This window comes from Brevibacterium sp. ZH18 (assembly GCF_022748595.1).
Classification (GTDB): domain Bacteria; phylum Actinomycetota; class Actinomycetes; order Actinomycetales; family Brevibacteriaceae; genus Brevibacterium.
Genome location: NZ_JALDSX010000004.1, coordinates 78,116 through 98,776, shown reverse-complemented (window position 1 = coordinate 98,776; position 20,661 = coordinate 78,116). Strand labels below are relative to the sequence as shown.

General features: G+C 61.4%; 19 protein-coding genes. 12 read left to right on the top strand and 7 right to left on the bottom strand.

Annotated features, from left to right (window positions below):
• Nucleotides 1-75: 75 nt before the first annotated feature.
• Complete coding sequence (locus MPN20_RS02820; protein WP_242779268.1) at nucleotides 76-2,625, bottom strand: ATP-dependent DNA ligase; 2,550 nt, start codon at nucleotides 2,623-2,625, stop codon at nucleotides 76-78.
• A 158-nt stretch (nucleotides 2,626-2,783) separates the two neighbouring features.
• Here MPN20_RS02820 and MPN20_RS02815 point away from each other — a divergent pair, with 158 nt between their 5' ends.
• A complete protein-coding gene (locus tag MPN20_RS02815; protein WP_242779265.1) occupies nucleotides 2,784-3,671 on the top strand; it encodes a Ku protein in 888 nt (295 codons plus the stop codon).
• A 226-nt stretch (nucleotides 3,672-3,897) separates the two neighbouring features.
• Here the strand turns inward: MPN20_RS02815 and MPN20_RS02810 are convergent, their stop codons facing one another.
• Nucleotides 3,898-4,464, bottom strand: coding sequence for a MarR family transcriptional regulator (locus MPN20_RS02810; RefSeq protein ID WP_242779262.1), 567 nt, complete (start codon nucleotides 4,462-4,464; stop codon nucleotides 3,898-3,900).
• A 150-nt stretch (nucleotides 4,465-4,614) separates the two neighbouring features.
• Between MPN20_RS02810 and idi the strand changes: the two genes are divergently transcribed.
• The 9 genes from idi (at nucleotide 4,615) to MPN20_RS02765 (ending at nucleotide 12,590) form a co-directional block, all read left to right on the top strand.
• Nucleotides 4,615-5,163 (top strand): isopentenyl-diphosphate Delta-isomerase, encoded by a 549-nt coding sequence (idi, locus tag MPN20_RS02805; protein ID WP_069600778.1) that lies wholly within the window; start codon nucleotides 4,615-4,617, stop codon nucleotides 5,161-5,163.
• On the top strand, nucleotides 5,156-6,220 hold the full coding sequence (locus tag MPN20_RS02800) for a polyprenyl synthetase family protein (protein WP_242779258.1): 1,065 nt from the start codon (nucleotides 5,156-5,158) through the stop codon (nucleotides 6,218-6,220). The genes idi and MPN20_RS02800 overlap by 8 nt, the downstream gene beginning before the upstream one ends.
• 71 nt (nucleotides 6,221-6,291) lie before the next feature.
• Nucleotides 6,292-7,446, top strand: coding sequence for a cytochrome P450 (locus MPN20_RS02795; protein WP_242779255.1), 1,155 nt, complete (start codon nucleotides 6,292-6,294; stop codon nucleotides 7,444-7,446).
• Entirely contained in the window at nucleotides 7,443-7,820 is a 378-nt protein-coding gene (gene crtYc, locus MPN20_RS02790) for a lycopene beta-cyclase subunit alpha (RefSeq protein WP_242779252.1), read from the top strand. Before MPN20_RS02795 ends, crtYc begins: the two co-directional genes overlap by 4 nt.
• A complete protein-coding gene (gene crtYd / locus MPN20_RS02785; RefSeq protein ID WP_069600781.1) occupies nucleotides 7,810-8,133 on the top strand; it encodes a lycopene beta-cyclase subunit beta CrtYd in 324 nt (107 codons plus the stop codon). The genes crtYc and crtYd overlap by 11 nt, the downstream gene beginning before the upstream one ends.
• Nucleotides 8,130-9,683 (top strand): FAD-dependent oxidoreductase, encoded by a 1,554-nt coding sequence (locus tag MPN20_RS02780; protein WP_242779249.1) that lies wholly within the window; start codon nucleotides 8,130-8,132, stop codon nucleotides 9,681-9,683. The genes crtYd and MPN20_RS02780 overlap by 4 nt, the downstream gene beginning before the upstream one ends.
• Before the next feature lie 46 nt (nucleotides 9,684-9,729).
• A complete protein-coding gene (locus MPN20_RS02775; protein ID WP_242779246.1) occupies nucleotides 9,730-10,248 on the top strand; it encodes a TspO/MBR family protein in 519 nt (172 codons plus the stop codon).
• Entirely contained in the window at nucleotides 10,248-11,711 is a 1,464-nt protein-coding gene (locus MPN20_RS02770; protein ID WP_242779243.1) for a deoxyribodipyrimidine photo-lyase, read from the top strand. The genes MPN20_RS02775 and MPN20_RS02770 overlap by 1 nt, the downstream gene beginning before the upstream one ends.
• Before the next feature lie 66 nt (nucleotides 11,712-11,777).
• Nucleotides 11,778-12,590: an SDR family oxidoreductase gene (locus tag MPN20_RS02765; RefSeq protein ID WP_242779240.1), complete on the top strand. Its 813-nt coding sequence runs from the start codon at nucleotides 11,778-11,780 to the stop codon at nucleotides 12,588-12,590.
• Between the two features lie 26 nt (nucleotides 12,591-12,616).
• Here the strand turns inward: MPN20_RS02765 and MPN20_RS02760 are convergent, their stop codons facing one another.
• The 5 genes from MPN20_RS02760 to MPN20_RS02740 form a co-directional block, all read right to left on the bottom strand.
• Nucleotides 12,617-14,203, bottom strand: coding sequence for a phytoene desaturase (locus tag MPN20_RS02760; protein ID WP_242779237.1), 1,587 nt, complete (start codon nucleotides 14,201-14,203; stop codon nucleotides 12,617-12,619).
• Entirely contained in the window at nucleotides 14,200-15,099 is a 900-nt protein-coding gene (locus tag MPN20_RS02755; protein WP_242779234.1) for a phytoene/squalene synthase family protein, read from the bottom strand. The genes MPN20_RS02760 and MPN20_RS02755 overlap by 4 nt, the downstream gene beginning before the upstream one ends.
• 162 nt (nucleotides 15,100-15,261) lie before the next feature.
• Nucleotides 15,262-16,767: an SDR family oxidoreductase gene (locus MPN20_RS02750; protein WP_242779231.1), complete on the bottom strand. Its 1,506-nt coding sequence runs from the start codon at nucleotides 16,765-16,767 to the stop codon at nucleotides 15,262-15,264.
• A 138-nt stretch (nucleotides 16,768-16,905) separates the two neighbouring features.
• Nucleotides 16,906-17,265, bottom strand: coding sequence for a hypothetical protein (locus MPN20_RS02745; RefSeq protein ID WP_069600789.1), 360 nt, complete (start codon nucleotides 17,263-17,265; stop codon nucleotides 16,906-16,908).
• Between the two features lie 63 nt (nucleotides 17,266-17,328).
• On the bottom strand, nucleotides 17,329-18,810 hold the full coding sequence (locus MPN20_RS02740) for a DUF2867 domain-containing protein (RefSeq protein WP_242779228.1): 1,482 nt from the start codon (nucleotides 18,808-18,810) through the stop codon (nucleotides 17,329-17,331).
• Between the two features lie 227 nt (nucleotides 18,811-19,037).
• Here MPN20_RS02740 and MPN20_RS02735 point away from each other — a divergent pair, with 227 nt between their 5' ends.
• The gene (locus tag MPN20_RS02735; RefSeq protein ID WP_242779224.1) at nucleotides 19,038-19,511 is read left to right on the top strand and encodes a DUF2505 family protein; all 474 of its coding nucleotides are present in this window, start codon (nucleotides 19,038-19,040) and stop codon (nucleotides 19,509-19,511) included.
• Nucleotides 19,512-19,844: 333 nt separating this feature from the next.
• Nucleotides 19,845-20,573 carry a 4'-phosphopantetheinyl transferase superfamily protein gene (locus MPN20_RS02730; RefSeq protein WP_242779220.1) on the top strand — a complete coding sequence of 243 codons (729 nt, stop codon included), beginning with the start codon at nucleotides 19,845-19,847 and terminating at the stop codon, nucleotides 20,571-20,573.
• The last annotated feature ends 88 nt before the right edge of the window (nucleotides 20,574-20,661 follow it).

Here is a 20,661-nt window from a genome sequence, read left to right as displayed (position 1 = left end):
GTCTCCGGGGAGTCTTGTAACCCCCGTTGTCACCGACGTGGTCTGCGACGCGAGCATGCTCGACCTCCGCCTGACTCAGGCGGTCACCTCCTCCGGGTCGATGTCCTCGCGAAGCCCACGCCACACAGGATGACGCAGACGACCGTCCTTGGTGATCCCTCCGAATTGGACCTCGCCGACGAGGCTGGGCCGCACCCAGTTCGCATCACGTGACTCGGCGGCAGGAACATCCAGTGGAGGTGTCTTCCGGCTCAGCCGATCGAGTTTGGCCCGCAGAGACTGCAACTGGTGGTCGTCGAAGCCGGTGCCCACACGTCCCAGATAGACCAGGCCGTTCTTGTCGTGGGCGGCCAGCAGCAGTGAGGCGAAGGTCGCCGAGCGCTCCCCCTTGCCGGTGCGCCACCCGACGATGATCACGTCTCGGGTGAAGGAATGTTTGAGCTTGGCCCAGGTTCGTGTCCGGCGGCCCGGCAGATAGGTGCTGCCGGTCTGCTTCGCCATGACTCCTTCGAGCTGGAGTTCACGGCTGGCCTCCAACGCCTCGTCGACGGTTCCTTCGAAGGCGGAAGGCACATGGACGTGCTCACCCTCGGTGACCAAGTCGTGGAGCCGTTCGCGACGTTCGAGATACGGGGTCTTCAGCAGAGAGGTGCCGTCAGCGTGCAGCACGTCGAAGACCATCAGATGCACCGGTGTGCGTTCACGTTCGCGCTCAATGTCGCTCTCACGCGTCAGCCCCATTCTGCGCTGGAGTCGCCCGAAGTCCGGGCGACTGCCCGGGCCGAGTGCGACGATCTCTGCGTCAAGGATGCAATCGACGTCCACACAAGTGGCGAGCTCCATCAGTTCGGGGTAGGCCTTTGTCATATCGTGGCCGTTGCGGCTGGTCAGTGCGATCGACCCGGACGATCCCTCTGTGCCGGGTGTGCCGGGGCGAACCGTGGCGAGCGCACGGATTCCGTCCCACTTCATTTCGAACGCCCAGTCCTCGGCCTGGCGCCGAACGGAGCGGAGACTGCCGATACTGGCCAGCATCGGTGCCATATCCGTGGGCTCGGCGCGATCGGAATCGGTGTTCTCAGATGTGGCCGAGCCCCGCCTCGGCGAGCTCTTGGATGTGTTTTTGGATGAGTTCTTAGATGTGTTCTTGGGCGAGTCTTTGGTCAGGTGGATCATCCAGTTCTTCGCGGGTTCCTTGTTCGGCCCGTGCTCGCCGGTGTTGAACAGTGCGAACCGTCGCACTCCTCCAAGTCCACCGTCCTCGGCCCCGTGGAGAACAGCGATGATCTCACGACCCTCCTTCCATTTCTCGAGCTCGTAAGTCCCTGAGTCCCAGATCGTGACCTCGCCGGCACCGTATTGGCCTTTCGCGATCATGCCTTCGAAGCTTCCGTATTCGACAGGGTGGTCCTCGGTCTGGATCGCCAGATGATTGGTCTTCGGATCCGTGGGCGGCCCTTTCGGCAGCGCCCACGAAACCAGGACTCCGTCGTGTTCGAGCCGGAAGTCCCAGTGGAGGGTGCTGGCATGGTGTTCCTGGATCACGAAAGTGAGCTCGTCCCCGCTGGAGCCGTGGCTGTCGGGCACCGGTTCGCTGGTGCGCTTCGGATCACGCTTCGACCGGTAGATGTCGAGACGATCGCGGGGTGCCCCCGCCGATGCGGGTGATGGCTTCGCCGAGGTGGGTGCTGGATCTGCGGAATCGCCTGCGGTCTTCGCCAACGGTTCGAGCAGATCTCCGAGGTCATCGATCCGCTCGAGGACGTCCTCGAAGTGCGGTTGCCCGACAGCGGAGGGGTCGTCGAGTTCGTCCCAGGTTCGCGGTGCCGCCACCGTGGGTGTGAACCGTCCGCGAAGAGAGTAGGGAGCGACCGTCGTCTTCGCCGCGGAGTTCTGGGACCAGTCGATGAGCACCTTGTTCTCTCGCAGGCTCTTCTTCATGGCCGAGACGATGAGGCCCTGATGATCGGCTTCGAGGCTGCGGGCCAATTCGTGGGCGACGTCGGAGATCTGCTGACTGGACGCTGACGCATCGAGCGGTGCATAGAGGTGGATTCCCTTGGAACCGCTGGTCACCGGGTGGGAGTCGAGACCCATCCCGTTCAGCAGCTCTCTCACCAGCTGTGCGACCTCGATGCAATCGGCCAGTCCACGCCCCGGGCCGGGGTCGAGATCGAACACCATGCGATCCGGGTATCGTGTCATCGAATCGATGGTGCCCGGATCGGCTGACCCCTTCGCGACCTGCCATTGGGGGATGTGGATCTCGAGTGAGGCCATCTGCGCAAGATAGGTCAGCGTCGCACGGTCCTGGACCAGCGGGTACCTTTTGGACCCGGTGGAATGACGGATGGAGCGGGAGGTGATCCACGATGGTGCCGATTCGGGGAGATTCTTCTCGAAGAACACGTCACCCGGTTGCTGCGGTGTGCCGACTCCGTTGACCCAGCGTTTGCGGGTGGCGATGCGATCATGGGCGTGCCGAACCAGGTGTTCAGAGATGCGCGCGTAGTAGTCGAGCACCTCTCCTTTGGTCGTGCCGGTCTCGGGATAGAAGACCTTGTCGAGATTGGTCAGCGTCAATCGATGTCCGTCGACGGTGACCTTCTGCTCATCGCGTGACATGGGCACCTCCTAATGGTCTGTACGGTACCCGCTTGCAACGGCGGGGACGAGGGAAACGGCAGAACAACCTCGGCGGGTGGAGATCTGCGCGTCGACCAACTCCGGTGGGCCCACGAATGGGGCTAGCCAAGGTCCCGAGTCTCGGCTTCAATGGAGGGATGAGAGCCATTTGGACTGGATCGATTGCGTTTGGTCTCGTCAACGTGCCGGTGAAGCTGTACTCGGCCACCGAGAGTCACGACGTCAACATGCACCAAGTGCATGAGAAGGACGGCGGCCGCATCCGCAATCAGCATCGTTGTCAGGAATGCGGGAAGGTCGTCGAGTATGACGACATGGTCAAGGCCTATGACGATGGGGACAATCGGGTGATTCTCACGAAGGACGACTTCGAGGCTCTGCCGGCCGAAGAGAATGACGATCTCGAGGTCCTCCAATTCGTGCCCAACGATCAGATCGACCCCATCATGTTGGAGAAGTCGTACTTCCTCGAGCCGACATCGAAGACTCCGAAGGCCTACCTGCTGCTGCGGCAGACGCTAGAGGACACCGACCGCACGGCCATTGTGAAGATCACCCTGCGCACCCGCACACGATTGGCGATCCTCCGCGTGTGTGGAAAGGTGCTCATGATCCAGACATTGCGCTGGGCAGACGAGATCCGAGACGTGGACTTCAAAGGTGTGAACTCACAGGCGAAGATCTCCAAGAAGGAACTGGAGATGTCAGCCAAACTCGTCGAATCGTACTCGGAGGACTTCACCCCGGAGGAGTTCAACGACGACTACCAGGACGAACTGCGCAAGCTCATCGACGCGAAGATCGACAAGGGAGAGACCCTCGACCTGGAGAAGGCCTTCCCTGACGAAGAAGAGGACGAGGAACCCGGCGGCGACGTCATCGACCTGATGGAGGCCCTGCGGAAGTCCGTCGACAGCTCCCGATCGTCGAAATCGTCGAAGAAGAGCTCGAGCAAATCGGGTGCGAAGAAGTCCGGCGCCAAGAAATCGTCGTCGTCGAAATCAGCGAAGAAGAAGACCGGGTAACGCGGGGCAGGCAGTGACGTCCACCCCACTTGCGGTTGGGCGAGCGGTGTTCTTCCCGCCCGTGGCCTGTGCATCGGATGGCCCCGGCGAGGGCTTCGGCATCCGAGCGCCCCAAGGTCGCCGGGAGCTCCGACTTCTTCGGCACTCCGGCACTGCTGAGTTCTACCACGGTGACCACATCTCCTCACATACGTGAAGTGCACGGTTACCTCGACGGCAACGCAGATCACCCTTCCGAGTCAGCGGACGTTTCTGATTCCCCGAATCCTCGTCGAGGTTGTTGATCCTCAGTCCTGCTGGCTGAACCGCCATTCGACACCTGCCCTGGGACAGCCAGGTCGCCCTGCGGTTGGTCAGCTTCTACCAGAGCTGAGAGGAATCGGACGACGACCTCGCGTTCTTCGGAACTCATGGCTGCGGCGGCATCAAAGCGGCGTGCGTGCTGGCGGCCGATCGTCTCCCGTGCCGCTCGGGCCGTCTCCGGCGTCACCTCGATGCATATCGTCCGCCGATCTTTGGCGTGCGGTGAGCGACTCAGATGGCCACCCGCGACAAGACGGTCGATGAGCTTCGTCGTCGACGCGCTGGAGATCCCGACATCACGGGCAATGTCCTTCGGGGTGACGACCCGCCCCTGCTTCTGAGCGTGGATGAGCATCCGGATGGCGCGCATGTCACTGTCGTTGAGGTGCATATAGCGCCTGGATGCCTCAGACAGTGCCCGATCAGCTTCGCGCCAACGGCGCAGAGCCTCCATGATGGAGTTGCATTGACTGATTTCGGCCTGCGACAAGTGAGAACGATCGGAAAATTCCGGCTCGTTCAAGAAATAGTTCAGATCTGAATCCGGGCGGATTCCTCTCTCTACGGTTGACACGAACACAGCATACCGTTGCTATGCTAGATTGAACTCTCGCCTGGCTAACGAAAGTGGTGCCCATCAATGGAAATGGTTGTTCTCGTCGACCACGCGGGTGATCCTGTCGGCGTTCAGAGCAAGGCCGATGTCCACGGTCAGTCGACTCCTCGACACTTGGCGTTCTCGTGTCACGTCGTCGACGAACAGGGGCGCCTCCTGGTCACACGGCGCGCGCTCGAGAAGCGGACATGGCCTGGAGTCTGGACGAATTCCTTCTGCGGTCACCCTGCCCCCGGTGAAACGCTTGAGGACGCAGTCAGCCGACGCGCCGAGTTCGAACTCGGTCTGAGCATCGACCACATCACCTGCGCCATCCCCAATTTCAGCTACGTGGCCCGTGATGCTTCGGGAATCGAAGAGAACGAGCACTGCCCTGTCTTCATCGCCCGAGCCGTATCGTCACTGACACCGAACCCCGCCGAGGTAGCTGAGGCTCAGTGGACGAGCTCTTCAGAACTGAAGTCGGCGATCGATGCGGCTCCCTGGGCTTTCAGCCCTTGGCTGGTCGAACACTTCACTGAGCTCCAGCCGCTCATTGCCGAACACATCGTCGAAGCTGAAGACGATGACTGACTCGGCCACTCCCATCGGTGACATCGCATTCTCGTTCGAGGACCGGCTCGCACAAGTGCTCGCGGAGGCACGGAAGCGGTCTCGCACCGTCTCTGCACAATACGGACAGCTCTGGGACTCTCTCACACACATGGCCACGGGCGGAAAGCTGATCCGGCCACGAATGCTGCTCGACGCGCACGCGGCCCTGGGCGGCAGAGACGAACATGCCGCCGTCGACGCGGCCTGTGCCATGCAGCTGCTGCACATCGCCCTCGTCATCCACGATGACGTGATCGACAATGACACGATCCGTCGCGGTGAAGCGACGATCTCCGGGGAGTTCGCGTCCGAAGCCATGTCGCGCGGCGCGCTGCGACGCGATGCCAATGCGTGGGGCATCGCAACATCGATTCTTGGCGGTGATCTCATCCTCACCCTCTCCCATTCGCTCCTCGCCCGCCTCGACATCGAGGACACCAAACGACGGGCCATCCTCGACATCTTCGATGACACAGTCGTTGAGAGTGCCGCCGGTGAACACTCCGATGTGTGGTTGAGCCTGCATCTCGAAGGGGCGAACTCTCCAGACGTCCTGGCCATGGTCGATCAGAAGACCGCAGTGTATTCGTTTCAAGCACCGCTGCTCATCGCGGCCGTGCTGGCAGGTGCCGACAGTGGCCTCATCGACGATTTGGCAACCATCTCTCGGCAGATCGGTGTGATCTACCAGCTGCGCGACGATGTCCTCGGACTTTTCGGTGACGAACGGGAGACGGGGAAATCCAATGTCAGTGACCTGCGTGAGGGCAAGGAGACCCTCTTGATCACGTTCGCTCGTTCCGATCCGTCCTGGCCAGAAGTTCACACCCTCTTCGGGGATAGGATGCTGAGCAACGCCGATGGAGATCGGCTGCGGAAAGTCATCGAGGAATCAGGAGCACTCGTGTTCGTCGAATCAATGATCACCCAGCGCTGCGAGAACCTGTATCGACTGATCGGCGAGGCGGCCCTCCCGCCAGCGTTGAGCAACCAGCTGATCCAACTGACCTCCGACGCCAGCTCACGCACCGCATGAACTCGGTGAGCATGCGAAAGGCGGTGGGGACACGTGATGAGACCGAACCCCGAGTCGGCCACGACGGAACCATGTGGAGGATACGCTCCTACGAGGCCGCCACAACTGTGCTGCGTGCGCGTCATCAGACTACTCAGGCAGGGTTCACCGCCGAAAAGATCCCGCGCGGGTACTTTCGGCAACACCCCATACTGATCTCCGACGGCGACGATCACGATGTTCAGCGCAGAGAAGTCGCCCGCTACTTCGCCCCCGCCGTAGTGTCTGCGAAGTACGGGGATTTCATCAACAAGCGTGCTCAAGCCCTCGTCGACTCCGCCCTCGCAAACGGTCGACTGCGCCTCGACGAGGCAGCTCTGAACTATTCGGTCGAAGTCACAGCCGAAATCGTGGGCCTCACGGACTCCCCCATCGACGCGATGGCCAAGCGTCTCGTCGGGTTCTTCAGACAGCCACCTGTCGACCTCGCCGCCCCCGCGATGGGCCGAACGCGTCGCCAATGGATCCAGGCGGCCGTCAACGGCCTCGTGCCCATCGGCCGGTTCTACATCAGCGATGTGCGCCCGGCGATTCGCACCCGGCGAACACGACGCCGCGACGACGTGCTCTCGCATCTGCTGTCCGCCGGTTACAGCACCGCTGACATCCTGGTCGAATGCGTGACCTACGGCACAGCCGGCATGGTGACCACTCGCGAATTCATCACCATGGCATGCTGGCATCTGCTGACGAACGACGAGCTTGGCCGTCGCTACACCGAAGCCTCGCAGCCCACCCGCCTGGAGATCCTCGAAGAGATCATCCGCCTCGACCCAGTCGTGGGTCACCTCTACCGTCGGGCTCAAGCCGATATTGAAGTCTCAGACAACGGCTGCCCCTACACCATCCCCGAAGGCGACCTGATCGATGTGTGCGTGAGACAGACCAACACCGACCCGCAGGCGATGGGGGCAGCCCCGGAGACGGTCATCCCTGGGCGCGACCTGAGACGGGGAAGCGCCGCGACAGGGCTGAGCTTCAGCGACGGAGCCCACACGTGCCCGGGTCAACCATTGGCTCTCTACGAAACCGATGCCCTTCTGCACAAGGTCCTGGCTACTCGCCCACGCATCCTTCGGGAGCCCACCATCAGCTGGGACAACGTCATTGAAGGATACCGTCTGCGTGGCTTGGACCTGAGTCTGATGACGAGATCACGCCCTGTCACGACGAGAATGACAAGATGAGCGCCTTCGAATACCTACTGCTGATGGGCGCCTGTCTGCTGATCACGCTTCCTCTCGAACTGCTGTTCTCCGCCCGGGTCTACCGTCGCCCAAAGCTCCTCATCGGATCTCTCATCCCGATCATCCTCGTCTTCTCCCTCTGGGACATCATTGCAATTGACCGAGACCATTGGACGTACAACCAGCAGTTCGTCACCGGCATCCACATCGGCAACCTGCCGCTGGAGGAGCTTGTCTTCTTCATCGTCATTCCGATCTGCGCCCTGCTCAGCTACGAAGCGGTCGGCACTGTACTCAAATTCGTGGCCAAGAAGTCCGGAACCAGGGCTGGCAGAAAGTCCGGGAGCCGGAAGGACGGAGGCGATGTTGCCTGAATATACTGTCATGACGGTGGTCGGCATCGTCATCGTCATCGGTCTTGAGATCTTCGTCTTCCGCAGCGGGATCTTCCGACGAGGCCAGTACTGGGCAGCGCTGGCCATCTGTCTGGCCTTCCAGTGCCTGGTCGATGGGTGGCTGACCAAACTCAGTGATCCCATCGTCAGGTACAACCCGTCGCAGTTCCTGAACGTGCGTTTCCCCTGGGACATCCCGATCGAAGACTTCGGTTTCGGGTTCGCCATGATCACATCTGTGCTCATGCTGTGGCAGTGGCAACTCAACCGATCGCGCAAGGACACCCAATGACACAGAGACGCCGGCCCAGAGATCGCTTCGCCGAGAGAATCCAGGGCCCGCAGGGACGGCCGCGACTGCTTCGACCCAAACGGGTCACCATCATCGGCGCCGGCATCGCCGGACTGGCTGCAGCCGCGATCTTGGCCGAACACGGCGCCGAGGTCACGGTCATCGAGAAGAACGACTACCTCGGCGGCCGAGTGGGCGCCTGGCCGGTCGACGACGAACGGACCATGAGCCGAGGATTCCACGCCTTCTTCCGGCAGTACTACAACCTGCGCGACCTGCTCAGCCGCGCAGATCCCGAAGGTGAATGCCTGCGGCCCGTCGACGACTACCCGCTCATCCATCGCCGAGGCTCGATGGACACGTTCGCCTCAATTCCCCGCACCCCGCCGTTCAATCTCCTCGGTTTCGTCTGGCAGAGCCCCACCTTCCCGATCAGAGGACTCCGCGACGTCGATATCGCTGCCGCAGTCGAACTCATCGACGTCGAGTTCCCCGCAACGTACAGCTACTATGACGGCGAATCTGCCGCCGACTTCCTCGACCGGTTGCGCTTTCCCGACGAAGCCCGCCATCTGGCGCTCGAAGTCTTCGCCCGCTCCTTCTTCGCCGACCCGACAGAGTTCTCTGCGGGTGAGCTCGTGGCCATGTTCCACACCTACTTCACCGGTTCAGCGGAAGGGCTGCTCTTCGACGTCCCCGTCGATGACTACGACACAGCTCTATGGGCACCGTTGGGCGGCTACCTCGAGTCACTGGGGGTCACGATCGAGACGGGGACGACCGTGACCTCGATCGATCCCACCGAGTCCGGATGGACGACCACGACCGGAGAGGCGAACCTGGAAAGTGATGCCGTCGTGCTCGCAGTCGATCCTGCCGCTGCCCGCGATCTGCTCAGCGCAAGCCATGACTCGCTCGTGGACAGCGCACCCGCGGCCCAACGGTGGATGGAGACGATCGGCTCACAGACCAACGCTCCCGCGTTCGCAGTGCTGCGACTGTGGCTCGGCACGCCCGTGGCCGACCACCGACCGGCCTTCCTGGGGACAAGCGGGTACGACCTCCTCGACAACGTGTCCGTACTTGAGCGCTTCGAGGCCGGAGCCAGAGCGTGGTCCGAATCCCACCACGGTTCGGTCCTCGAACTCCACGCTTATGCCCTTGAAGGCGATTCATACGATACCGAGCGCGGTAGGGCGGACATCGTTGCGCGGCTTCTGTCGGATCTGCATCACGTCTACCCCGAAACCGCAGCCCTGACCATCGTTGCCCAGGAGCTGCTCATCGAAGCGGACTGCGGTCTTACTGACACCCGCCCGTGGGAGGACAGGCCCGAGCCGTCCACCCCGATCCCCGGGCTGGTGGTCGCCGGAGACTCTGTGCGCTGCAATACCCCTGTGGCCTTGATGGAACGTGCCGCCACGACTGGTTATCTGGCCGCCAACCACCTGCTCTCTACCTGGAGGGTCGAGGGGACGGACCTGTGGTCGCCACCGACCCGAGGCCTGCTTCGGCGTGGAGTGCTCGGGCGCATCAGGAGTCGTCGATGACCAAGTCCCGTCGAAGTCCATCACTGCGAATCATCGAGAGGAACTCATGAAAGCTCCGTGGAAACGCTATCTCCTTCCGGCCGCCATGTGCGCTGCAGCAGCAGGAATCGGGGCATTCGGGACGAAAGTCGACTCCGACTGGTACAAAAGTGTCACCACACCGGCGTGGCAGCCCCCGGGCTGGGTCTTCGGACCCGCATGGTCGACCCTGTACACGTTGACGGCAGTCGCCTCCGGACGGGTGCTCACGCGCCTGCCCAACAGCCGGGACCGCCGCGCCTACCTGGGCGAGTTGGGCGCGAACATGGCGGTCAATGTCGCATGGAGCTGGCTGTTCTTCTCCGCCCGTCGCCCGGATGCGTCGCTGGTCGACTCCCTGATCCTAGAGGCCTCGACGCTGAGGCTGCTGAGGAAGGCGGCTGCCGTCGACAAGACTGCAGCGCTCATGCTCACCCCCTATGCGGCCTGGGTGGGGTTCGCAACTGTTCTCAATGGAGAGATCCTCAGACTCAATCCCGATGAGATGCCTCAATCTCTGAGTTGCACCCGGACAGCAGGTCGCTGATGAGCACAAGCGGTGAGGACCTCACTCTGGTGTGGTTTCGTGACGATCTGCGCGTGGCCGACCATGAGGCCCTCACCGCGGCGCGTGCCGATGGATGTGTCATCGCCGTCTGGATCCGTGAGACCCGCGACGAGGAGGGTCTGGGGCCCAGGCCCTTGGGCGGGGCATGTCGGTGGTGGGCACACGAATCGTTGACCGTGCTCCACGAGGAGCTCTCCGACCTCGGCATTCCTCTGCTCTTCGCCGCAGGCCGGGCGGAAGCGATCATTGTGCAGCTGGCCAGCAGCCTCGGCGTCACCGCTGTTCGCTGGACGCGCCGCTACGCATCCGCTTCCCGTGCTCTCGACGGCCAGATCAAGACCGTGCTCAACGATCAGGGCTTCACGGTCCATTCCCACACCGGAGCCCTCCTCGTCGAACCGTGGACGGCTGCCCCGCAGAGCAGTGACCACTACAAGGTCTTCACTCCGTTCTGGAAGGCCGTTGCCGGACGCGATGTCGGTGACGTGCTGCCGAAGCCGCAGGCACAATCACGGCTGAGCCAGACACTGCTCAGCAGAGCGCATGAGTGCCCGGCGGTGATGGAACTCGACGCGCTGGGACTTCTCGACGGCACAGAGACAGGAGCGGGTGAAGCCGCCGCAGCCTCAGGCCCCCGCTGGTGGCAGGACACCATCGCCCGCCACTGGTCGCCGGGCCTGCGCGCCGCTGAAGACCAGCTCGATGACCTGTCCGCGAGCATCGACGGCTACACCACCAGCAAGGATGTGCCCTCTGACGCGGCGAGCACCTCGCAGCTCTCGCCCAGGCTGCGGCACGGAGAACTGTCCCCGAGACAGCTGCTCCATGCCGCTCGGACGACAAGTTCGCTTACCCAGGACGACCGCGCGGCATGGATCCGTCAGCTCTACTGGCGAGAGTTCTCCTGGCACCTGACCTACCACTATCCCCAGATCGATTCTGCGCCGATCAGACCCGAGTTCCACAACTTTCCCTACGAAGATGATGACGATGCTCTCACCCACTGGAGAGCGGGGACCACCGGGTATCCGCTCATCGATGCGGGAATGGCACAGCTGTGGCAGACCGGGTGGATGCACAACCGGGTCCGCATGGTCACGGCAAGCTTCCTGACCAAGAATCTCCTCCAGCATTGGTGGTTTGGAGAACAGTGGTTCTGGGACACCCTCGTCGACGCCGATGAAGCCAACAACCCGGTCTCATGGCAGTGGGTCGCCGGAAGCGGTGCCGATGCCGCGCCGTATTTCCGAGTCTTCAACCCGGAGCGACAACGCGAACGCTTCGACCCCGACGACGCCTACATCGACGACTGGCTCCCCTACACACCGGAGGCAGCTCCGCCTCCCCTCGTCGATCTCAGGCAATCACGGCAGGCAGCCCTGGATGCCTACGACCACATGAAGAACAGGTCCACAACCCGCGACAACCCCGGGGAGTCCTGACATGGTGAACCAAAGGAAACAGGTTCCCCGGCTCACACACGACGACGACAGGATGGCAGGTCGAACATGAGAGTACTGCTGGCAGGATGCGGAGATCTCGGAACCCGTTTGGGCCTGAATCTGGTGCGCAAGGGCCATGAGGTCATCGGACTGCGGCGACATACTGAGTCACTTCCCGCCTCGTTCACTCCCTTCGCGGTCGATCTCACCCGGCCCGGCACGGTCAAAATCGCTGACATCGATGCAGTGGTGATCACTCTCACCCCCGATGAGTACACCGATGACGGTTATGAACAGACGTATCTGCGCGGGGTTCAGGGCCTGATCGGTGTCCTGGAATCCACGCCTGAGCGTGTGATCCTCCTGTCCTCGACTCGAGTCCTCGGGAGTGCATCGCCGGGTGCTGTTGCGAATGAATACTCCCAACCCCACCCTGACTCGAGTCCCGCCCGTACTCTCTGGGAGACCGAGAATCTCATCAGGGACACCTTCGCGTCTGCGTCGATCATTCGGGCAGCAGGCATCTACGGGCGGGAGAATGCTCGACTCATCGAGGGGGTCCGTTCGGGTCGGCCTGTGAACTACCGACGGTGGACCAACCGCATCCACCATGCCGATCTGGTCCGGGCGCTCGAGGCTCTTCTCTTCAGCTCTGATGCTCCACGACTGATGCACGCCGTGGACTCGTGCCCCGTGCAGCTGGGCGAAGTCGTCGAATTTCTGGCATCCGAGCTCAACGTCTCGCCTCCGCCAGACCTCTCCGCGGAACCCACAGAAGGTAAGAGACTCGAGAACACCCGATTCCACGAGTTCCTCGGATCCTTGGAATTTCCAACGTACCGAGAGGGATATTCTCATCAGCTGCGCACCGGAGCATAAGCCGGTCATCGACTGACAGTCGGTCTTTACTCCCGTGTGTCTGTGACGGGCAGCGGTCCCGGACTCGAATCCCCCCGAATGTGTTTGAGGACCAGCTCAGCGCTGATCAGACACATCGGCACGCCCACCCCTGGCGCCGTCGTCGCACCTGCGTAGTAGAGTCCATCCACCTTTTTGGAGGCATTCTGCTGGCGGAACATTGCGCTCTGGCGCAACGTGTGAGCTGGTCCGAGCATCCCTCCCAGCCACGAATTGTAGTTGCTGGAGAAATCCGTCGGCCCCAATGTGCGGCGAAATCTGATCCGATCTCTCAGGTCGGGGATGTCGGCCCATTCAGCGATCTGGTCGATGGCCTGGTCGGCTGCACGCTCGATTCGCGGATCCCCCTGCCCGTCGTCTCCCCCCGCCCCGAGTCCTGTATCTGCCGGCACCGGGATGAGAATGAAGAGATTCTCGCAGTCGAATGGTGCCACGTTCGGATCGGTGTGACTGGGTTTGCACACATATGCCGACGCCGGAGAGGAGATCTTCTGCTGCGACCCGAAGATGTCGTCGAAGTTCGTCGACCAGTCTTCGGTGAAGAACAATGAGTGGTGGGGAAGCTGTGGGACTTCGCCTTCGACTCCGAGAAAGACCAGGACGGCGCCTGGCCCGCTTGTCACCTTCTGCCACCAGCTCTCGGGGTAGCTGCGATCACCCTCGCCCAAGAGCTGCGTCTCCGTGTGGTGGAGGTCAGCGGCGGAGACGACGATGTCACAGTCGTGAAAGTGTTCGCGACCGTCTTGATCCTTCCATGCGATGCCGTTGGCAGATCGCCGTCGGCCACTTTCTGACACGGTGGATATGTGTGTGGCGGTGGAGTCGGTGTGCACTCGCACCCCTGATTCCTCGACAAGTCGGGTCAGAGCATCGACGATGGTCCTGAAACCTCCCATCGGGTACAGCACTCCATCGCTGAGGTCGAGGGCACTCATCAAGTGATAGAGGGCCGGAGCCTTCCTCGGGTCGGTGCCAAGGAAGATGGCCGGGTACTGGAGGATCTGCCGCAGCACCGGATGGTGGAATAAGCGAGAGGCGTGGCGTTCCAGAGAGGTGGTCAACAGCCGAGCCAACGCGGGGAGCGCGGTGAGCAGCTCTGCCCTGAGAATCGATTTCGCGGAGGTGAAGGGGTTGTACAGGAAGTAGTCGATCGCTAAGTCTTTGGTGGCCTTGGCCGAGTCCAGATATTTGGCCAAGGTGGCCCCGCTGCCGCGTTCGATTCGCTCGAAGGTGTCGATGACCTCGGCAGTGCCGTGAGGAATCGTGACCGACTGCTCCCGCCGAGCCTGCGAAGCGGGACTGAACACGGTGTAGGCAGGATCGAGTGTGCGCAGGTCGAGTTCGTTGGCCGCCGTCGTACCCAGAAGGTTGAAGAAGTGTTCGTAGACCTCCGGCATCAGGTACCACGATGGCCCTGTGTCGAATCGGTAGCCGTCTTCTTCGATCGAACCGATCCGCCCGCCCAGAGTTGAGTTCTGTTCAAAGAGATCGACGCTGTGGCCCTCACGTGCCAACAGTGCTGCCGTGGCCAGTCCTGCCGCACCTCCGCCGATGACGCCGATGCGCTCAGTCATGCTCTGTTCTCCTTCGCCGTGGCCAGCAGCGCTTTCGCCGTGAGTTGAGCTTTGAGGGCGTTGGGGATGCGCACACGCTCCCGATAGAGACGGTCGACGGGGGTATCTGCGATCTTGTCGTTGAGGGCTGTGAAGAGCGCCGCAGCACTTCTCACCGCGGCTCTGGCATCTTTCGGAAGCAGTGCAATCGTGTCGTCGGCGTTAGTCAGCTGCTGGCGAATCGTTGTCACCCATGCGATTTTCTCGGTCTGGGTGAGTCGGGTTTCAGCGGTGAGGTAGCTGCGGCCAAGTCGCAGACTGTCGTCGGCTAAGTCGCGGAGGAAGTTGATGTTCTGGAATGCGGCTCCAAGCTGACGGGCACCGTATTCGAGCTTCTCGGTCTGGGCCGGGGTTCGGAATTGACCACGCAGGAAGACCTTGAGGCACATGAGACCGACCACCTCGGCGGAGCCGTAGACGTATGCCCGGTGTTCGTCCTGATCGAACCTGCGGACCGGGGCGAAAGACTCACTGGGGATTTCCAAGTCCGCTCTCATCGAGGCGAAGAACGGTTCGATGAGGTCGCCGGTGATTCCCGTCGCTTTCGCGGTCTGGGCGAAGGCGTGGATGATGAGGTTGTCGCTGACGCCATGTCTGAGTCCAGCGCGAGTCGCGGCGACGAAGTTCTCGAGCATCTCATGCTGCTCGCTCGTGTCGAGGCCCGCATCGGAGGCAAGACCGTCAACGATCTCATCGGCGATTCGGACGAGAGCGTAGATATTGCGGATGTGGTGACGGTGAGAAGGTCCGAGCAGCCGGGTAGCCAGTCCGAACGATGTCGAATAGTTCGAGATGACGGCCTTGGCTGCCTGTTGCGCCGTTCGGCTGAAGACGTCGTAGGCAGGCGAGCTGCTCACCGCGCAGCACCTCCGACCGACTCTGATCCTGCCCTGGCGGCGTTGAAGCGAATGTGGGCACTGCGAGTCGAGACATCATTGACACCACTGGCGCTGCAGCGGCTGCGTGTGAAGAACATAACTGCTAGCTTAGCTAACGAAACAGCTTGCGACCTTGATTGGTCAGGGCTTTTCTGCAGCCCGAGCGATGTTCTTCGCCATGGCTGGAAAGATGAACCTGTGGAAGGGCGAGACAAACGCCCAATACAGCTGGCCGCGAATGCCCTTGGGAATGAAGATCGCCCTTTGCCTCAAGTCGCTGCCACCCCCGGCCTTGCTGATGGTGAATTCGAGCCATGCCCTACCAGATACCCGCATTTCTGCTCTCAGCAGCAGGCGATGCCCCGACTCAAGCTCTTCGACTCGCCACCAGTCAACGGGGTCGCCGACTCGAAGACGGTCCGGTAGTCGCCGTCCACGGTTGAGGCCGGCACCGCCGACGATCTTGTCCCATACTCCCCGTACCCGCCATGCCAACGGCCACGAGTACCAACCATTTTTCCCACCAATGCCTTCAATGACCGGCCAGAGCTGTCCGGGAGTCAGATCAGGAAAATGCAGTGTCCGATCATCGGTGAAAACGCGTGCTCCTGCCCAATCGGGATCATTGGGCAAGGGCTTCGCCGCCTGGTCGAGTCCTCCAGCCACGGCGGCCCAATTGGTGTCGACAGCACCCTCGGCTTCACGCTGGAGGGCCAGGCGCACGGACTGTTCGTAGCCGAGCAGACCATCGGGGGGAGGGGGAATGACCTCGTCGATGTCGCTGTCCTTGGTCACAGCGTTCTCCTGCAGCGATTGGACGAGCGGCAGGGTCAACGTGAATGGCAACGGGGTGACGAGACCGACCCAGATGCCCGACAAGGTCGGAGCAGGCAACGGCAGGACGAGGACATGCCGGGGTTTGAGGCCAGCAATTGCACCGAACCTCTTCATGATGTCCGCGTATTTGTGGACATCATGTGATCCGATATCGAAGGCGCGGTTGACGTCTTCATCGAGGTCGACGGCCTTGAGTAGGTAGTAGAGGACATCACGCACGGCCAGGGGTTCGACACGGTTGTTGACCCAATTCGGTGCAGGCATCAGCCTCAGCGTCATTGCGAGGTGACGAACCATTTCAAAGGAAGCCGATCCCGACCCGATGATGATGCCCGCCTGAAACGCAATCGTCGGCACTGGCGAGTCGAGGAGAATACGTCCGACATGAGCCCGAGATCTCATGTGCATGGACAGGTCCGCCTTGTCGGGATGGAGCCCGCCGAGGTAGACGATGCGTCGAACCCCGGCAGCCTCGGCCGCCTCGGCGACCCGACGGGCCGTCGCCGCCTCCTTCTTCTCGAAGTCGTGCCCCGAGCCCATCGAATGCACGAGATGATGGATGACGTCGACCCCGGTGGCGGCCTCGACGAGACCGTCCCCATCGTCAAGATCAACGCGATGGACCTCGACCTGATCCACCCATGGCACCTGCTCGAGCTTCTGCGGTGACCTCACAGCAACACGAACTCGGTGACCGGCCTGGAGCAGACGAGGGACGAGCCGTCCCCCGATGTAACCGGTAGCCCCCAGCACGAGCACGGTTCGAGGATGCGGGGAGGGGACGATGGTTTCGGGATGAGATTGTGCCATGCGCGAATCCTTAGGAGTCATCATGCTCGGAACTGCAGTGATGCAAGACTAGCCCACTGCGGCACTGCAGACGTGAACTAGAATCCCGGTCACCTGAGGTCAACAGAGTCCTCAACGAGAAAGGCAAGTGCGCAAGCGTCACCACGGGTTCGCAAGCTGCCATTTCTCGAACCAGTACCGGTCCCCTTGGTAGTGCGACTCGGAGGGCTTGAAGCCCTTGAGATCCGAATGCTCGACCAGCCAGGCCCGCACCAGCTCGGGCACTTCATCCATCCGCTCCCGCCAATCGTCGAGCGGGAGCAGGAGCACCGCGCCGTCGTCAGATGAGAGCCGGCACGAATACGTCGGCAGCCCCTCAGTGTTCTGCGAATGCGTATAGCTGATCTGGTCGCAGCCTGTCGTGAGGTAGAAGCGAATGAACTCACCGCAGACGTCTGAGCACAGCGACTTGAAGTCCTGATAGCGGGAGAGCCATTCCGGTCGGCTGTATTCGGTCATACGTTCTATTATGCACCTGTGGTGAGGTGATTGTGAATCTGCCCGCGAACTGCTCGCTGCCGGTCATGTCAATCTTCTCGCGGCCTTCGCGATGTTCTGCGCCAGGTGGGGAAAGATCTTCCTGCGAAGCGGCGAAACAGCTGCCCAGTAGATTCTGCTTCGCACCCCTGACGGGTTGAACATGGCTCGCTGCCGAAACGAGCAACCGGTTACTTGGTCCGTCATAGTGAATTCAAGCCAGATATCCCCCGCGTGTTCAATTTCTGCACGCAGCAGCACCCGAGACGTCGGTTCCATCTCCACAATCGTCCAGCAGGCGATGGGATCGACTTCCCTCACACCAGCGAAAAAGCGAGGTCCACGGTTGGGTCCAGCACTCCCGAAGATACCGTCCTGCAGTCTTCTCAGCTTTGAAGCCGGTGGCTGTGGAACCCATCGGCGCTCGCCACCGATGCTGGCAACGATCGTCCACAGCTGCTGGGCACGAAGATCAGGAAAGACAAAGGTGCGGTCATCTTCGATCAGCTGACTCCCCACCCAGTGCGGATCGTTGGGAAGCGAATCAGCGGCTTCGCTCAGTTCATCGGTGTCAGCCTCCCGGTCCGTACCGATTGCCCCTTCCGTCTCCGCTGCCCGGAAGAGCGCCAGCTCGACTGCCTGCTCGTAGGTGAGGAGCCCAGCGGCAGGAGGAGGTATGAGGAAGTCTATGGCGTGTTCGTCGGCAACCGCGTCTTCCTGCAAAGACTGCACAAGCGGCAGAGTGAGCGTGAAGGGCAGAGGAGTGACCAGCCCCACCCACAGCCCCGACAGAAGGGGTGCAGGAATCGGCAGATTGAACACGTGCCTTGGCTTGAGACCCGCGATTCGGCTGAAGGACTTCATGACCTCGGCGTAGGTCAGAACGTCACCTGATCCGATATCGAAGGACCTATTCACGCGACCCGGGACTTCAACAGCTGACACCAGATAGTAGAGGACATCACGGATCGCCAGAGGCTCAACCTGATTCGACACCCAGTTCGGTGCAGGCATCCAACGCAATTCTGTTGCCAAATGTCGAATCATCTCCAATGATGCCGATCCTGCCCCTATGATGATCCCGGCTTGGAACACGATCGCGTCGACGGGAGCCTCGATGAATATCTGCCCAACATGCGCTCGTGAGCGCATATGCGCTGAGAGTTCACCAGAGTCAGGGTGAAGTCCCCCGAGATAGATGATCCGATTGACGTGAGCGAATTCTGCAGCGGAAGCGACACGAGAGGCGGAGCGCGTTTCACGAGACTCGAAGACGATTCCAGAATTCATCGAATGAACCAAGTAGAAGACGACGTCGACACCTGACATCGCTTCGACCAGACCATCACCATCGTCGAGATCGACCGTGAAGATCGTCACGTCGGTCGACCACGGCAACTCGGCGAGCTTCTCGGGCGAGCGCACGGCAACACTGACTGCATGACCGGCCCGGAGGAGCCTTGGGACCAAGCGTGCGCCAACATACCCGGTTGCCCCAAGAACCAGTACTCGTCGTGGGTGCTGCACTTTCGGGATGCCGCCTTCCGGCTGAGATTCTCCAGTCACTCCGGCACGCACCGATCATGGTGAGATGGATTCACGGCATCCTCAGCAATCATATTGAGAGTGTAAGCCTCGACGTCCAAGGATTCCGTTTGACTGCGCATTGAACTAGCATCAGTAGGCGATCAGCTGAAATCAAAAACTGTCCTCGGCGTGACCCGACGAAACTGCCCCGTGAGATACTTGCCATCATGCAACGTGCGACTTTGAAACGCCGAGCGGCGATGTGGCCGGCAGAGATTCTCGACCGCATCGCCGATGACGAGACGTGGCGCTCAGACGGAGCAACCTTAACGGTCCACTCCCACCGAGTTGAGGGGCTCGAACTGACTGCATCAATGCCTCTGTCCGACAAAGAAGTGCCGACTGCAGCACAGCGATTCCTGGGTGCTGATCCTCAACTCCTCCAGCACCTGCGTTCCGCCCCCGTTGCAGACACGGCCGCAGTTGCCAGTCTCAGCATCGACGCAGAGATCCCTGGCGCACCCCTCGAGGTCCACGTGGAAATCACCATGCTCCGTCAGGACGACAATTTCACCGATGTTCTCGCAGTGATCGAGACGGCTTGTTCCCTGCCACTTGTGGGCAAAGCGATCGAATCCGGGGCTCAGCCCCATATCAAAGGCATGATCTCCGTCAGCCTCGACAGACTTGCGGATCTCTAGACCACCCCTCAAAGCACCTGCCGTCAGAATGGGGCGATCCTCCTATAAACCAGGCGGGAAGTCCTGACGGTGGAGTTCAGCACTGGAATTCGACTTACGGAGCCCCTTTCCTGCCATTCGCCTGATGCCACTGAAACCCAGCGACTAGACTGAATGAGTACGTTTCCCGGCGAGCGTCCGCGAGCTGTTCGGCAATGTCTCTCCGGCCGGGTACACCTCGGGCACGGGCTGGGCGGCAGACAACCCGATTCTCTACGCGGTGATCAGCTGCGTGGCAGTGATTGCGATCTTCTCCACCCTTGCCGTATCCCAGTACCGGAGAATCAGCAGGAGATGACCCGGGACACTATCGAATACCTGCTCTGCGATGTCAGCTCGGTGGGCCGTGCGCGTGAGGAACACCGCTGGCTGGACTCCGTTCTCTCGCCTGACGAAGTGGCGCAAGAGAGCCGTCTTCGACAGACGACGAACAAGGTTGCCTATCGGAGCGCGCATATCCTGTTCCGGCTCATGGCTGCCCGACGGCTGGGCATCGAGCCGCGAGACGCAGCAGGTCTGAGGTTCACTCGCACCTGCCGCAGCTGCGGCGGCCCCCACGGAAAACCGCAGATCGCGGGGGCGGAGCTCAGTCTGTCACGTTCGGGTGACATGGTGGCGGTCGCCTCGGCGCCTTCGCCGTCTCATATCGGCGTCGATATCGAATGCATTCCGAGCGAAGTCTTCGCGGGATTCGACGATTATGCGCTGGCACCAGGCGAATCCCTGTCCCCCGGTGCGAACACCACCCGCAGACGCATCGAGCTCTGGGCAGCCAAGGAAGCTGCTCTGAAGGCAACCGGTGACGGTCTGAGTGTGGAACCCAGCGATCTCGAGGTCGTTCGAATCGACTGTGCTCCCAGCTCGGAGTACTGGGCGGCATCGATCAGAGCTGCCGTACATCCCGAACTCAACCGGCTGAGTCTGGCGATCATCCCCTGTCCACCATCTCATGCAGCCGCGTTGAGCTGTGCCGACCGTCTGCCTCTCATCTCAACAGATCTGTCGGAACTTCTCATCGGCTGACGACGATGTGTGCCACCCTGCTTTCCGACTGCACGGAAGACTACAGCGAAATCGTGCGTTCGTGCTCCCATGAATCACTTCTCACAGT

Bases quoted from the DNA above. Each gene is read 5' to 3' on its own strand.
- MPN20_RS02820 (WP_242779268.1), bottom strand. From the start codon at position 2,625: ATGTCACGCGATGAGCAGAAGGTCACCGTCGACGGACATCGATTGACG.
- MPN20_RS02815 (WP_242779265.1), top strand. From the start codon at position 2,784: ATGAGAGCCATTTGGACTGGATCGATTGCGTTTGGTCTCGTCAACGTG.
- idi (WP_069600778.1), top strand. From the start codon at position 4,615: ATGGAAATGGTTGTTCTCGTCGACCACGCGGGTGATCCTGTCGGCGTT.
- MPN20_RS02800 (WP_242779258.1), top strand. From the start codon at position 5,156: ATGACTGACTCGGCCACTCCCATCGGTGACATCGCATTCTCGTTCGAG.
- MPN20_RS02795 (WP_242779255.1), top strand. From the start codon at position 6,292: ATGTGGAGGATACGCTCCTACGAGGCCGCCACAACTGTGCTGCGTGCG.
- crtYc (WP_242779252.1), top strand. From the start codon at position 7,443: ATGAGCGCCTTCGAATACCTACTGCTGATGGGCGCCTGTCTGCTGATC.
- crtYd (WP_069600781.1), top strand. From the start codon at position 7,810: ATGTTGCCTGAATATACTGTCATGACGGTGGTCGGCATCGTCATCGTC.
- MPN20_RS02780 (WP_242779249.1), top strand. From the start codon at position 8,130: ATGACACAGAGACGCCGGCCCAGAGATCGCTTCGCCGAGAGAATCCAG.
- MPN20_RS02775 (WP_242779246.1), top strand. From the start codon at position 9,730: ATGAAAGCTCCGTGGAAACGCTATCTCCTTCCGGCCGCCATGTGCGCT.
- MPN20_RS02770 (WP_242779243.1), top strand. From the start codon at position 10,248: ATGAGCACAAGCGGTGAGGACCTCACTCTGGTGTGGTTTCGTGACGAT.
- MPN20_RS02765 (WP_242779240.1), top strand. From the start codon at position 11,778: ATGAGAGTACTGCTGGCAGGATGCGGAGATCTCGGAACCCGTTTGGGC.
- MPN20_RS02760 (WP_242779237.1), bottom strand. From the start codon at position 14,203: ATGACTGAGCGCATCGGCGTCATCGGCGGAGGTGCGGCAGGACTGGCC.
- MPN20_RS02750 (WP_242779231.1), bottom strand. From the start codon at position 16,767: ATGGCACAATCTCATCCCGAAACCATCGTCCCCTCCCCGCATCCTCGA.
- MPN20_RS02745 (WP_069600789.1), bottom strand. From the start codon at position 17,265: ATGACCGAATACAGCCGACCGGAATGGCTCTCCCGCTATCAGGACTTC.
- MPN20_RS02735 (WP_242779224.1), top strand. From the start codon at position 19,038: ATGCAACGTGCGACTTTGAAACGCCGAGCGGCGATGTGGCCGGCAGAG.
- MPN20_RS02730 (WP_242779220.1), top strand. From the start codon at position 19,845: ATGACCCGGGACACTATCGAATACCTGCTCTGCGATGTCAGCTCGGTG.